Genomic DNA, 14,727 nt, shown 5'->3' on the forward strand with positions numbered 1-14,727 from the left:
GATTGTCTTGGATCGCTCTTCTATTCACTATTCGTAAAGTTTTTGAGGCGATCGTCATTGCGAGAAGGCTTTTTCAGCCGACGAAGCAATCTTACAACTATCGGTACCAGCAAACGCATTAAGATTCCCACATGCGCGAGAATGACGACCGTGTTACCATTATGGTGTTCCTACAGGCTCAAAATAACACCTAATCAAATTAAAATCGAATTACACAATGGCTACTTACTTATCATTAAAAATACAATTGCAGCCAATATAGATCCTATAATTGGTCCAACAATCGGTACCCAAGCATAACTCCAATCGCTGTTTCCTTTACCTTTCATCGGAATTAAGAAATGTACAATCCGCGGACCTAAATCCCGTGCAGGGTTTATCGCATATCCCGTTGTTCCGCCTAAGGCCAAACCAATTACCCAAACTAAAAATGCAACCGGTATAGCACCCATTGAACCTAAACCGATAGGGGTAACGGTTTCTTTGGTACCCATGCTTGCATCTGTAAAATAGAAAATCACAAATATTAAAACAAAGGTGCCAACAATTTCTGAAGCAAGATTGGAAACTTTATTTCTAATGGCCGGGGCAGTTGCAAAAGGCGCAGCTTTTAAACCGGGATCTTCTGTGGCATCGAAATGATCTTTGTACATCAGCCAAACCAATAGCGAACCTGTAATGGCACCAGCAAGCTGTGCCATAATGTAATATGGTACCAATGCCCAGCTAAAGCCTTTGCCAATAGCCAAACCTAAGGTAACAACAGGGTTTAAATGCGCCCCACTATAGGGGCCGGCGACCACTACACCAACAAAAACAGCAAGTGCCCATGCCGTTGTTATCACCATCCAGCCGCTGCCATTACCCTTAGTATCTTTAAGCACAACATTCGCCACAACGCCATTTCCTAGAAGAATCATCAGTGCTGTTCCAATAAATTCTGCGAGATATACATTCATAAAATTAAATTCTTATCTGTTTAAATTTTGCTAATTAGTCTTCTGCATTTACCCTTGCAGCTTTTACGGCCCTATTCCAGCCTTTTATCCTGGCTGTATTGTCTAACCCTTCTTCGGCAATAAATGTGCTGTCGATTTTCCATTGGGAGCGGATCTGATCTATACTTTTCCAAAAACCTGTAGCCAATCCGGCCAGGTAAGCAGCACCAATGGCGGTTACTTCAGTAACTTCCGGTCTGATTACTTTACAACTTAACAAATCAGCCTGAAATTGCATCAGCAGGTTGTTAGCTGTGGCCCCACCATCTACCCTAAGCTCAGTAATGTTTACGCCTGCATCAGCCTCCATGGCTTTTAAAACATCCATGGTTTGGTAGGCAATGCTTTCCAGGGCCGCCCTGGCAATATGCGATTTGTTAGTTCCCCTGGTTAACCCTGTAATGGTTCCTCTCGCGTGCTGGTCCCAGTGTGGCGCGCCTAAACCCGCAAAAGCAGGTACAACATAAACGCCATCCGTATCTTTAACTTTTTTAGCCAATGTTTCTACGTCTGCGGATTTGGAAATCAATCCCATTTCATCCCTGAGCCATTGTACAACTGCACCACCAATAAAAATACTTCCTTCCAATGCATAATTTACTTCGCCATTAATTTGCCATGCAATGGTTGTAAGCAGGTTGTTTGCCGATATTTTTGGTTTTGATCCGATGTTCATGAGCATGAAACAGCCAGTTCCGTACGTATTTTTTACCATCCCGATTTCGGTGCACATCTGTCCGAACAATGCCGATTGCTGATCGCCTGCAATACCTGCTATAGGTATTTTGGCGGCTAAAATTCTTCCTGCTGTTTGACCATAAACCTCGCTTGATGATTTTACCTCTGGTAACATTGATTTTGGGATAGAAAACAAGTTAAGCAACTCCTCATCCCAACTTAAAGTGTGGATGTTGTAAAGCATTGTTCGCGATGCATTGGTTACATCGGTAACGTGTTTTTCTCCGGCTGTTAATTTCCAGATCAACCAGGTGTCGATAGTACCGAAAGCCAGCTTACCGGCATCAGCTTTTTCTCTGGCACCGGCTACGTTTTCAAGTATCCACCGGGCTTTCGTGGCCGAGAAGTAAGCATCTATGATCAATCCTGTTTTTTCCTGAATTTTAGGTGCTAAACCCTGCGCTTTAATTTCGTCGCAATAGGCAGAGGTACGCCTGTCTTGCCAAACAATTGCATTGTAAACGGGCATTCCGGTTTCTTTATCCCATACCACCGTCGTTTCGCGCTGGTTGGTAATGCCAATAGAATCTATATCGCTTACACTAAGGCCTGCTTTAACGATAACTTCGGTTACCACAGCCAATTGTGTAGACCAGATTTCCATCGGATCGTGCTCCACCCAACCAGCTTTTGGGTATATCTGTATGAATTCTCGCTGGGCAATGGCAACAATCTCGCCATTGTGATTAAAAATGATTGCTCTCGAGCTCGTGGTTCCTTGATCGATAGACAGGATGTATTTACTCATAACTGGAAATTTGGTTAGTGGGCTAAAGCCGTATTGGTTATTTTATTTGCCGACTGGTAAATGTAACCGTCGGCTAATTTATTAAAAGTTTCAATTTGATTTTGTTCCCAATTTTCATCTGCCGATAATTCTTTGGCAAGGATTGAAGCTACTTTTGGTGCCATATCTTTAGCAGTCTGGGCATCAATAAAAAGTATGCGGAATCTTCTGCTTAAAATATCTTCTACAGTTTCTGCCATCTCATTTCTGGCAAACCAAAGTACTTCTGCTTCAGTATAGGGGAAGTTTGGGATGAGTTTAACACCGAGACTTGGATTTCGTACAATTAAAGCCTCAATTTTACTTCGATCTGATCCATAAATGTCTAAATAATGATCTCCTTTAATCGCCTGGCTGCCATGGATGCTCAAATTTTTGGTTACGCATGCTTTCGGTTCCAATCCGGCATGTGTAATGGCCAGATTAACTGTTTCTTCAGCCATTCGGCGATAGGTGGTCCATTTTCCCCCGGTAATGGTAATTAATCCTTTGGCCGAAACAATCAGTTTATGGTCTCTGCTGATTTCTTTTGTACTGTTCCCTTCACCATTTGTGGGAGCCGCCAAGGGCCGAAGACCTGAGAAAACACTTAATATATCTTTTTCCAGCGGTTTACGGTTGAAATAGCTGGCCGCAGTACCCATAATAAAATCTACTTCTTCTTTTAGGGCCCTTGGCTCAAGATTGTGTTCATCCAAAGGGGTATCGGTTGTACCCACCAGTAAATGTTCGTGCCAAGGCACAGCAAATAAAACACGGCCATCCGACGTTTTAGGGATCATTAAAGCCGATTCACTGTTTAAAAAGCTTTTATCCAAAACTACATGTACGCCCTGACTTGGGCGAACCATTTTCTTCGAATTGGGGTTATTCATCTTCAAAATATCATCAACAAAAACCCCTGTGGCATTAATAACTACTTTGCCATTATATTTTGCTACCGTACCAGTAATTGCATCTTCAGTTTCGATGCCGGTAACGGTTTCGCCATTTTTCAGCAAAGCGGTAACTTTTGTATAATTAAGCAATGATGCACCCTTTTCCATTGCTGTTTGTGCAATATTGATGGCGAGGCGGGCGTCATCAAATTTTCCGTCGTAATACCTGATGCTTCCCTTCAAACCTTCCGCTTTAATGCCTGGCATCATGGCCAATGTTTCTTTTTTAGAAAAATATTTAGATTTGCCGAAACTGTATTTTCCGGCCAGCCAATCGTATAAAGTAAGTCCGGTTAAGTATTTTGCAACAGAGAACCAATCGTAACAGGGGATAAGAAATTCCTCTTTGTTAACGAGGTGATTGGCATTTTGCTGTAATAATCCCCTTTCTTTTAATGCATGCCTAACCAATCCAATATCGCCCTGCGCAAGATAACGTACACCACCATGTACCAGTTTGGTGCTGCGGCTTGATGTTCCTTTTGCATAATCCGATTGCTCAACCAAGAGGGTTTTAAGGCCTCTGCTCGCGGCGTCAAGTGCTGTACCTAGCCCTGTAGCCCCACCACCAATGATAATTAAGTCCCAGTTTGTGTTTTCCGCTATATGTGGTTGATGTAATCTTTTCATTATTGATTGTAAAGGTAATAAAACGAAACAATACGCAATTATAAGAAATCGTAATCGAAATCATATAATATGTATGTTAAAAATTTATTAATTATTTCTTTAAAATATTTTAAAGAATGTTTTTATTGCTAATTTGCGGCACGTTAATTAAATATACTATGATGAATTTGGCTGAAAGGCACCAGTTTATTTTAAGTCGCCTGCAACGTGATCAATACATAAACGTGGTTGATTTATGTAAGGAATTGAAAGTGTCGTCTGTTACAATAAGAAAGGACTTAAAACTGCTGGAAGATAAAAGCCTGTTGTTTAGAACGCATGGTGGAGCTACAGTAAATAATCCGTACACGGTAGACCGGCCTGTTAACGAGAAAGAAAAAATACAATCTACCGAGAAAAACAAGATAGGTATTGCCGCAGCGGCTTTATTGAATGATAATGACTCTATTGTTATTGCATCGGGTACTACGGTATTGTATTTTGCTAAAAATATTACACCAGCTACAAATTTAACGGTGGTAACCTCTGCGCTCAATGTAGCTTTGGAATTAATGCGCGAGCCCAGTATAGAAGTGATTCAATTGGGTGGTTTGCTGAGAAAAAGTTCATCATCGGTAATGGGTGCTTATGCTGAGCAGGTATTGCAGGATTTTTATTTTAACAAACTGTTTTTAGGGGTTGATGGAATTGATCTCGATTTTGGTTTAACCACTACAAATGCGATGGAGGCACATTTAAACCGCAAAATGATCGGTGTATCTCAAAAAACAATTGTACTTGCCGATTCTACTAAATTTGGTAAAAGAGGCTTTGGAAAGATATGCGGATTGGAAGAAATAGATCATATTATTACAGATAAAGGAATTTCTGAACAAATTGTTAAACATTTAGAGAGTTTGGGTGTTACTGTTACTATCGTGTAGCGCATTCCACGCCAACGGTAAATCCCAAACATTATAATTTGAACATGGAAAAAAAACGAATACACATTTTAGAAGACGATCAGGAGATCAGAAACGTTATTGAAATTCTGTTAAAGGAAGAGGGTTTTGAATTGCAGCTTTCATCATCTTTTGCAGAATTAAAGAAGAATATACAGGATGCAATGCCTGATCTTTTCTTACTGGATGTAATGTTACCAGATGGAAACGGAGCAGAAATTTGTGAAGATTTAAAAACGGATATTTTCACCAAACACATCCCGATTATTGTAATGTCTGCACAAAACAATAGCGAACAAAAAGCTATTGATGCATTTGCTGATGATTACATTAGCAAGCCATTTGATATTTATGATGTTTTGGAGCGTATTAATGCGCAGCTGAAAAGAAGTTCAGAAAATAGAACAAAGGTTTAAGGTATTATTATACGCATAAAAAAAGGGAAGCTTTAATTGGCTTCCCTTTTTTTTATAGTCAATTTTAGGCCTGTTTCACATCCTGCGCCTTATTAAACATTACAAAGCGTTTGGAGTTACCCACGCGTTGTGGTACCGAAGCATTGGATACAATGGCATAATCTTCTGTATGCTTATTGATAAATACACCTGCTCCGATAATGTTGTGGCTCCCGATGGTGATATCTTCTTTCACGGCAGAATTAATACCTAAAAAAGAATTATTGCCAATGGTTACATTGCCTGCTAAAATATTTCCTGATAACAGCACATTATGCTGCAAAGTAGAATGGTGACCAATGCGGGCACCAATAAGCATACAATTATTGCCAATGGTTACAAATGGCTGTATATCGCAGCATTGATCAATAAAGGTATTATTTCCCATTACCAGATCGGGCCAAACATTTGCTTTTGATGAGATATAATTGGCGAAGGTATAGCCCAAATCACTTACTTTATTGTATACGCTCTCTCTGGCGCTGTTTCTGCCTATGGCAATGTGCATTTTGTGGTGATCTGGAGGAAAATCTTTAATCACCTGGCTTAGGCTTAATATTGGCAATTTTAAGAGCGTGCTTCCGGCTGGCGGAACATAAGCATCATCAACACAAAAGGCAACAACCTGGTAGTTGCTATCGTTCATAAATGAATAGCAAATAAACTCGGCCATTTTTCCTGTTCCATAAATAATAACTTTCATATTTTTTTGGTTTTCACTAATTTATAAATTAAAGCACTGTTTAAACCGGTTAAAAGCATACTGTACTTATTTTGGAAAATGCTGTTTACAGCTTTACAATTGTGTAACACGGTCTTCTGATTTTCATATTCGCCTGCCTGTTAAACGATTTATCACCTTCATATTCCTAATATTCTCCTTTTTAACTAAAATGGCAGGATATCACGTTTATCTTTCCCAATTGTTTTTTTAGCAAATGCGATGTGAAACTGCTTTCACAACAATTGGTGATTTGAGCCATAGGTAAGGCAGAAAGTAGTGAACAATGCAGCAGCGGATAGAAAATAATGCAAATTAGTCTGCTGGAAAGACAAATTTTTTAGTGTTTATCAGAAAAAAGGATTTTACACACCAGAAAAAATGTAGTATTAAACAGCTTTTTTAAATGTTAAATCATTTTTCGGCATTTTTTTATTTTCAGCAGTAATTTTTAAAACTGTTTTGCTCTTTTCTGAGTAAAAATCGGCCGCATAATTTTCACATCTTTTGTTCCGGAAAATTCACAAATCGTGTGTAATGTGTTAATGCGTTATTTAAAATGTTGTGCATGCTGCCTATAATTTATACAATTTAAATACAACCTAGGAGAGTATATAAAACATTGAACCTTAATTCCCTAGCTTAGTTCTCAATAAATCAAACGTAAATTAAAACATTACTTCAGTTATGAGAAAAGTAATACTATTAATCGCCATATACATATGTATCAATACGGGTTGTGCCCCAAGGAGAGACCTGGTATATTTTAGTAATCTGGCCAAACAAAGTGGTGAGGAGAAGTTGCTTGCGCAGGAAGTAAAAATCCAGCAGAATGATCTTTTAAGTGTTTCCATTAACAGTTTAAACCAAGAATCGAATGTGCTTTTTGCCGTAAATACCAAAAACCCAAGTTCGGATAACAATTATAAAATAGAAGGTTACCGGGTAAGTAAGGAAGGGATGATTAACCTGCCTGTTGTAGGCAATGTTAGGATGGAGGGTTTAACCCTTGAGCAGGCGCAGGCCACCATCTCCAGAGAACTGGATAAATATGTTAAAAAGCCTGTGGTAGATGTACAACTGGTTAATTTTAAAGTAACGGTAATTGGCGAGGTTAATAGGCCATCAACATTTACTGTGCAGGGTGATAACATTAACTTACTGGAGGCATTGGGTATGGCTGGCGATATGACGGTGTATGGCAAAAGAGAAAATATCCTGGTAATTAGGCAGCAGAATGGACAGAGGGTAATGAAAAGGTTAAACCTAAACAACCAGGACGTGATGAATTCTCCATTCTTTTACCTCAAGCAAAATGACGTGGTTTACGTAGAACCAGATAAATCGAAAGCCATCGAATATAGTCCGAATACCCGTATTATGCCTGTAGTAATTGCTTCTATATCTGCCGTTGCGGTATTAATTACAGCTGTTCTTCGTCGCTAACGTCTCTTAAAATACTATATCATGCTTAAACAAAGTACAAATGTTGGTGCAAAAGATTTTGCAGAAACTATAACCAGGTTTGCCAAAAACTGGCATTATTTTTTAATCAGTATATTGGTTTCTATGGCTGCGGTATATACGTTTTTGTACATTACGCCGCCAAAATATAAGGTAAGCAGCACATTATTGATCTCTGATGATAAAAACGGTGCCGCAATGTCTAACAGCACAGCCTTTAGCGATCTAAACATGTTCCAAACGGTTAAAACTGTTGATAATGAGATTGAAATTTTAAGATCGAGGGATTTAATTTTTAAAGTACTAAAAAAACTTAAGCTGGAAACTTCTTATTTTAAAAAGCAAGGTTTTAGAGAGAAGGAGTTGTATGGTAAAACTGCTCCGATAGTGGTTACCGCCATTAGTTTAAAAAACGGTGCTTATGCCAGAAAAATCAATGTTTCTTACCTGGATGAAATTTCTTACCTTTTTCAGGATAGCTTAAGTACCAATATCGTAAAATATGGAGATACCATTCATAACAAAAATTATGCGGTTAAAATAGATAAAGGACCAGCTTTTGGTACTGAATTCGGTAAAATAAGGTTACAGTTTAAAAACCTTTATAAAATGACAGAGGCTTACAGCTTGGTTTCGTTAAAAATTGTTCCTGTTGTTAAAGATGCCAATACCATCACCATCAGCCTTAATGATGCGGTTCCGCAAAGGGGAATAGATATTTTGAACGACCTGATTGAAACGTATAACATTAATAATGTAAACAATAAGAACGCCATTGCCAGAAATACCATTAAGTTTATTGATAACAGGTTAAAATACCTGGTTGCCGATTTATCTGGTACTGAAGAAGATGTAGAGAGTTACAAACAGCAAAACCGCGTTACGGATATTAATATGGATGCACAGATGAATGCTGCACGCTCAGGAGAATATAACCAGCTGCTCGAAAATTCATCTGTACAATTGCGGATATTACAATCAATAGAAGGCTATTTTAAAGGCAGGCAAAGTCAGTTTACGCTCGCACCAAGTGCGATGGGCTTAAAAGATCCTATCCTTAATTCATTGATTTCTAAGTTTAATGACCTCCAGTTGGAGAGAAATAGAATGTTGCGTACTGCAAATGCAGAAAATCCATTGGTTTTAAACCTCACTGAGCAACTGGCTACATTAAAAAACAATATTTTAGAAAATTTATCGAGCATTAAACAGGGCTTTGTTATTGAAAGGAGCAACCTTCGGGCTAATTATTCTCAGTTCGACAGTAAAATTAAGTCGGTACCAACAATAGAACGTGGTTTGATAGAAAGAAGCCGCGAGCAAAGTGTAAAATCTGGTTTGTATAAATACCTTTTACAAAAAAGAGAGGAAACTGCCTTATCACTTTCTGCTACAGTGCCAACCTCTCAGGTAGTGGATAAACCGGCTTACAATACCATTCCAGATAGTCCGAAACAACCACTATTATATTTATGTGGCTTTATTTTTGGTTTTTTCGTACCAGCAGGAGCAATCTACGTAAAAGGGTTGTTTAACAATAAAGTTCAAGATGCGAGTACAATAGAACTAACCGGCGCTAAAATGCTTGGCGAACTTTCCCATAACCTTGATAAAAGTACCATTGTTTTTCAAAAAGATAACCGCTCTACCATATCAGAACTGTTTAGGTATATCAGAATGAATTTAGGGCTGATGTCTAACAATATTGAAAACAGGGTAATGCTGGTTACTTCAAGTATGAAAGGAGAGGGTAAAACATTTTTCAGCGTTAACCTTGCCACTACTTTGGGTATGCTGGATAAGAAAGTGGTTGTGCTCGAATTTGATTTGAGGAAACCCGATCTTTTAAATAAAGTTGGTTTAAAGCAAACTAAAGGGCTAACAGATTATTTAATCAGTGATTCTGTTTTTTTAGAGGATATTATTAAGCCAACTGCTGTTTCTGATCATGTTTCGGTAATTGGCTGTGGTAAATCGCCCGAAAATCCTTCGGAAGTAATGATGAGCCCTAAAATGGATTTACTCTTTGATGAACTGAAAGAAAGATTTGATTACATCATTATCGATACTTCTCCGGTTGGCCAGGTAGCGGATGCATTTAGCCTTGCCGAATACGCCGATGTAAGCATTTACCTGGTGCGTTATAATTATACCAATAAGTATCAACTGGCCATATTAAAAGATATTTGTGATAACAATAAGCTTAAAAACCCAATGGTTGTTTTTAACGACGCAAAACGGGAAAAAAATCAAAAATACAGTTATGGAGGTTACGGTTATGCCATGGCAAACTAAAATCACCTTGTTTTAAAAGAGAATAACCTTACCCATTACCAAATAAAACGTCCCCAAACGATTTAAATTTTTAACTGGTTAACTGTTTAAAGCGGTTAATTGGTTACCGTAAAATGCATGTTGCAATAAACCGGTTCCCGCAATTTAATAATAACAAACAATCGTCATGTAAGTGATATAGCGAAGCTGTATCCAACGGACAGATTGAACAATTTAGCCTTCAAAAAAACATAAAACTTGTTACCTACTCCATGTAAGTGATATAGCGAAGCTGTACCAAATAGACTGAAAATTAAATTAATAATCCCTCAAAAATGGAATCCTCAATTAACTACAAACCCTCGTTCGCAAAAAAATGGTTTGTGATTTATACCCGTCCCCGCTGGGAGAAAAAAGTAGACCGGTTACTGCAAGAGCAGGGCTTTGAATCTTTTTGCCCGGTGCGTAATGTGGAAAATCAATGGGCAGACAGGAAGAAAATAGTGAGTCTGCCGCTTTTTACCGGATATGTGTTTATAAAAATCGACGAAAGAGATGGCTATAAAATCAGGTATACACTTGGTGTATTAAATTTTATCAACTATATGGGTAAGCCTGCGGTAGTGCGCGATAGCGAAGTTGATAAGCTGAAACACATTATGGAATCATACAATGATGTTGATGTGGTGAGTTTAACAGGTGTATCCAAAGGCGATCGTGTTCGCATTAGCAACGGGCTTTTTCATAACCAGGAAGGAGAGGTGATCCAGATTCAAGGTAAACATGTGCTGATGTCTTTCGATCATTTAGATTGCGCAGTAGTTACCAGAGTGCCCTTAAGTAATTTAACATTAACCGCAAATACCCAACAACATTATGTATAGTAATGAAGAAAACCTGAAGATGACGGTAATTGGCCTTGGCTATGTTGGCTTACCGCTGGCAGTGGAATTTGCAAAAAAATACAAGGTTTTTGGCTTCGATATTAACCAGACCAGGATAGCTGAATTAAAATCGGGTTACGATAGTACTCTTGAAGTTAATGAAGCGGAACTGAATGATGTGCTCACTTTTGAATGTACAACTTTAAAAGGTTTATACTGTACAGATGAAATTGAAAAATTACGCAGTTCTTCGGTGTATATTGTTACCGTACCAACCCCGGTTGATAAAAATAACAGACCTGATTTAACCCCGTTGTATAAAGCAAGTGCTGTAGTGGCCAGGGTTTTAAAAAAGGGCGATATAGTTGTTTATGAATCAACCGTTTATCCAGGTGTAACTGAAGATGAATGTGTGCCGATTTTAGAAAAGGGATCGGGCCTGGTTTTTAATAAAGATTTCTTCGCCGGTTACTCTCCAGAACGGATTAACCCTGGCGATAAGCAGCATACCGTAGCCAATATTTTAAAAATTACTTCAGGATCTACTCCTGAGGCTGCAGAAAAAATAGATGCCTTATACCGCTCTGTAATTACAGCCGGAACCTTTAAAGCTTCATCCATAAAGGTGGCCGAGGCTGCCAAAGTAATCGAAAATGCGCAACGCGATATCAATATTGCCTTTGTTAATGAACTGGCTATGATTTTTAATCAGCTCGATATTGATACTGGCGAGGTTTTGGCTGCTGCGGGCACAAAATGGAATTTCTTAAATTTTAAACCAGGTTTAGTAGGTGGCCATTGTATTGGAGTAGATCCTTATTACCTGGCACAAAAGGCACAGGAAGCAGGTTATCATCCTGAAATTATCCTGGCCGGAAGGCGGGTAAATGATGGCATGGGTAAGTACGTGGCAGATCAGATTATTAAAGAAATGATTGCCAGAAATATCCACATTGTAGGTGCCGAAGTGCTTGTGCTTGGGTTCACCTTTAAAGAAAACTGCCCTGATGTACGTAATACCAAAGTGATCGACATTGTTAGGCGTTTAGAGGTCTATAAAGTAAAGGTAGTTATCCACGATCCATGGGCAAATGCAGATCAGGCCAGTCATAGTTATGGGGTTATCTGCGAAAATGGCTCCTCTAAAACCAGAAAGTACGATGGTATAGTGCTTGCAGTAGCACATAAAGCTTTTAACGATTTGGATATAGCCGAATTGCGTAAACCGACATGTGTGGTGTACGACATTAAATCGGTTTTGCCAGCATCAATGGAAACCGTTCGATTGTAACATCATGAGTTTAACATATAAAGCGCGATCGGGCATTATATGGTCGATTGGGCAGCAGTTTAGTGTTAAATTCATCAACTTGTTCATAACCATTGTATTGGCCCGTTTGTTGAGTCCGGCAGAATTTGGCTTAATTGCCATGCTCTCCATATTCATCGCCGTAGGCAACTCCTTAATGGATAGTGGTTTAACCTCGTCTTTAATCAGGACGAGAAGGGCAGGGCAAAAAGATTTTTCTACCATATTTTTTTTTAACCTGTTGGGCAGCATCATTGTGTACGGTGTTTTATTTGTTGCCGCACCTTTAATCGCCGCCTTTTACAAACAGCCAGCACTTACCGATATTGTTAGGGTTTATGGCTTAACCTTTTTAATTAATGCCTTTTTTAGCATCCAAAGTACTTTGCTAACCAAGGAAATGAAATTTAAGCTGCAGACCGTTATTCAAATTCCTGCTGTTATTCTGGGCGGATGTTTAGGGGTTTACCTTGCTAAAAATGGTTATGGCACCTGGAGCCTGGTTTGGATGAGCTTGTTGAGTGCAAGCATTTCTACAGCATTGCACTGGTATTATTCGGATTGGCGGCCAAGGTTGATTTTTAATAAAAGAAGTTTTAGCAGGCACTTTCATTTTGGTTACAAGATGACGCTTTCTGGCTTGCTTGATACCGTTTACCAGAATTTATATACAGTAATTATTGGTCGGTTTTATGCGGCTGCACAGTTGGGTTTTTATGCAAGGGCCGATAGTTTAAGTCAGTTGCCCATCGGCATAATTTCTACCGCGATCAATAAGGTTACCTATCCCATGTTTTCAACCATCAGCAATGATGATGTAAAGCTTAAAATGGTATATAAAAGGCTAATGCAACAGGTGCTGTTTTGGAATGCACCGATCCTGATTTTTTTGGCGCTTATTGCCCATCCATTAATCTCGCTGCTTTTAACCGATAAATGGTTGCCATCTGTACCATATTTTCAGATTTTATGCTTAGCAGGCATTTTGTATCCTTTACATGCCTACAACTTAAATATTTTAAAGGTTAAAGGGCATAGCGGGCAGTTTTTAAAACTCGAAGTTGTAAAAAAGGTGCTAAGTGTAGTCGGGATTATCTGCGTTATCCCTTTTGGGATAATGGGACTCTTATATTTTCAGCTTTTTTTTACCGTTTTCGCCTATTATATCAATTCAACTTACAGTGGTAAACTCATTAATTATCCATTAAAAGAACAGCTTTCGGATATCGCACCTGCTTTAACGCTCTCCATCCTGTTGGGTTTGGGCTGCTTTTATCTCGATCATTGGTATGTAGCACACTACACCATCCACAATCTCCTCCGGATTATTGCTTTAAGCATAATCTATGGAAGTTTTTACCTCGGTATAAGCAGCAGTTTCCGATTGGCTGCACTAATTGATTTTAAACAATTAATCCTTAAACAATGATACCTGTAACCAAACCCTTTTTGCCTAAACAGGCAGAATTTAAAAGCTACGTAAGCAGCATTTGGGCCAGACAGTGGCTCACTAACAATGGTCCTTTAGTAAACGAACTGGAGTTAAAGTTGCAACAGTACCTTGAGCTGCCACATTTGTTATATGTTACCAACGGAACAATAGCTTTACAGTTGGCCATACAGGCTTTAGAAGTAAAAGGAGAGGTAATTACTACACCATTCTCATTCGTGGCCACAACCAGCAGCATTGTTTGGCAGGGGTGCAAACCAGTTTTTGTGGATATAGATGAAGATACCCTAAATATTGATCCCAATAAAATTGAAGCCGCTATTACGGCTGATACCACCGCAATACTAGCTACCCATGTGTTTGGAAATCCATGCGATATTGAAGCAATAGACCGCATTGCGAAAAAACATGGATTAAAAGTGATTTACGATGCTGCACATTGCTTTGGTACCAAATATAAAGGCAAATCTATTTTCGCCTATGGCGATGTTAGCACAACAAGTTTCCATGCCACCAAATTGTTTCATACCATTGAAGGTGGTGCGGTATTTACGCAAAACCCCGATATTTTAAAGAAAATGGCCCTGATGCGCAATTTCGGTTATAGTGGGGTTGATACCTTTTCGGAAGTGGGTACCAATGCCAAAAACTCCGAATTTCATGCGGCTATGGGCTTGTGCAACCTGCAGCACATCGATCAGATCCTTAGTAAACGAAAAGAGCTGTGTTTGCATTACGAAATGCGTTTGAATAAGATTGAGGCTCAGTTTCAGGTTATTCAACCAGATACCGATTTTAATTATGCTTATTTTCCTGTAATCTTTAGATCTGAAGAAATTATGCTTGATTGCATGAAGCAGCTGGAGTTGGTACAGGTGTATTGCAGGCGGTATTTCTACCCATCTTTATCAGCCCTGCCTTACATTGATAAAATAAATATGCCAATATGCGATTCAATTTCAAAACGCATTATGTGTTTGCCATTGTATCATACCCTAACAAGTTCCGATCAGGATCTTGTGGTCAGAATTATTTTAAGGACTCAAAATTACCGCAAAAAACAAGTTGTTAAGCTGGCCGACTACGGAACCTTGGTTAATGGCAGCTTAGGCATAGCAATTAACGGCAATTAACCAGG

Annotated in this window: 12 protein-coding genes; 8 read left to right on the forward strand and 4 right to left on the reverse strand. The window is 38.9% G+C overall.

The features are described from left to right. Positions 1-221 precede the first annotated feature (221 nt). The 3 genes from ACZZZW_RS13920 to ACZZZW_RS13930 are packed head-to-tail and all read right to left on the reverse strand — an operon-like array spanning position 222 to position 4,091. Positions 222-959, reverse strand: coding sequence for an MIP/aquaporin family protein (locus tag ACZZZW_RS13920; protein ID WP_463494192.1), 738 nt, complete (start codon positions 957-959; stop codon positions 222-224). A gap of 34 nt (positions 960-993) precedes the next feature. Next, positions 994-2,484 carry a glycerol kinase GlpK gene (gene glpK / locus ACZZZW_RS13925; protein ID WP_463494194.1) on the reverse strand — a complete coding sequence of 497 codons (1,491 nt, stop codon included), beginning with the start codon at positions 2,482-2,484 and terminating at the stop codon, positions 994-996. A gap of 14 nt (positions 2,485-2,498) precedes the next feature. Then, the gene (locus tag ACZZZW_RS13930) at positions 2,499-4,091 is read right to left on the reverse strand and encodes a glycerol-3-phosphate dehydrogenase/oxidase (protein ID WP_463494196.1); all 1,593 of its coding nucleotides are present in this window, start codon (positions 4,089-4,091) and stop codon (positions 2,499-2,501) included. Positions 4,092-4,249: 158 nt separating this feature from the next. Here ACZZZW_RS13930 and ACZZZW_RS13935 point away from each other — a divergent pair, with 158 nt between their 5' ends. Beyond that, positions 4,250-5,014 carry a DeoR/GlpR family DNA-binding transcription regulator gene (locus tag ACZZZW_RS13935; RefSeq protein WP_055911762.1) on the forward strand — a complete coding sequence of 255 codons (765 nt, stop codon included), beginning with the start codon at positions 4,250-4,252 and terminating at the stop codon, positions 5,012-5,014. A 44-nt stretch (positions 5,015-5,058) separates the two neighbouring features. Further along, positions 5,059-5,448, forward strand: coding sequence for a response regulator transcription factor (locus ACZZZW_RS13940; RefSeq protein ID WP_025144721.1), 390 nt, complete (start codon positions 5,059-5,061; stop codon positions 5,446-5,448). 64 nt (positions 5,449-5,512) lie between these two features. Here ACZZZW_RS13940 and ACZZZW_RS13945 read toward each other — a convergent pair whose 3' ends face one another. Continuing rightward, positions 5,513-6,190, reverse strand: coding sequence for an acetyltransferase (locus ACZZZW_RS13945; protein ID WP_463494199.1), 678 nt, complete (start codon positions 6,188-6,190; stop codon positions 5,513-5,515). A gap of 705 nt (positions 6,191-6,895) precedes the next feature. Between ACZZZW_RS13945 and ACZZZW_RS13950 the strand changes: the two genes are divergently transcribed. From ACZZZW_RS13950 to ACZZZW_RS13975, 6 genes are all read left to right on the forward strand, one after another. Then, positions 6,896-7,654 (forward strand): polysaccharide biosynthesis/export family protein, encoded by a 759-nt coding sequence (locus tag ACZZZW_RS13950; RefSeq protein WP_463494201.1) that lies wholly within the window; start codon positions 6,896-6,898, stop codon positions 7,652-7,654. 21 nt (positions 7,655-7,675) lie between these two features. Next, complete coding sequence (locus ACZZZW_RS13955) at positions 7,676-9,967, forward strand: GumC family protein (protein WP_055911748.1); 2,292 nt, start codon at positions 7,676-7,678, stop codon at positions 9,965-9,967. Between the two features lie 314 nt (positions 9,968-10,281). Then, a complete protein-coding gene (locus ACZZZW_RS13960; protein ID WP_463494203.1) occupies positions 10,282-10,830 on the forward strand; it encodes a UpxY family transcription antiterminator in 549 nt (182 codons plus the stop codon). Then, the gene (locus tag ACZZZW_RS13965; RefSeq protein WP_463494205.1) at positions 10,823-12,121 is read left to right on the forward strand and encodes a nucleotide sugar dehydrogenase; all 1,299 of its coding nucleotides are present in this window, start codon (positions 10,823-10,825) and stop codon (positions 12,119-12,121) included. Before ACZZZW_RS13960 ends, ACZZZW_RS13965 begins: the two co-directional genes overlap by 8 nt. A 4-nt stretch (positions 12,122-12,125) precedes the next feature. Then, positions 12,126-13,568: a lipopolysaccharide biosynthesis protein gene (locus tag ACZZZW_RS13970; RefSeq protein WP_463494207.1), complete on the forward strand. Its 1,443-nt coding sequence runs from the start codon at positions 12,126-12,128 to the stop codon at positions 13,566-13,568. Continuing rightward, positions 13,565-14,722: a DegT/DnrJ/EryC1/StrS family aminotransferase gene (locus tag ACZZZW_RS13975; protein WP_463494209.1), complete on the forward strand. Its 1,158-nt coding sequence runs from the start codon at positions 13,565-13,567 to the stop codon at positions 14,720-14,722. Before ACZZZW_RS13970 ends, ACZZZW_RS13975 begins: the two co-directional genes overlap by 4 nt. Positions 14,723-14,727 lie beyond the last annotated feature (5 nt).

This window comes from Pedobacter sp. AC379, from assembly GCF_979258145.1.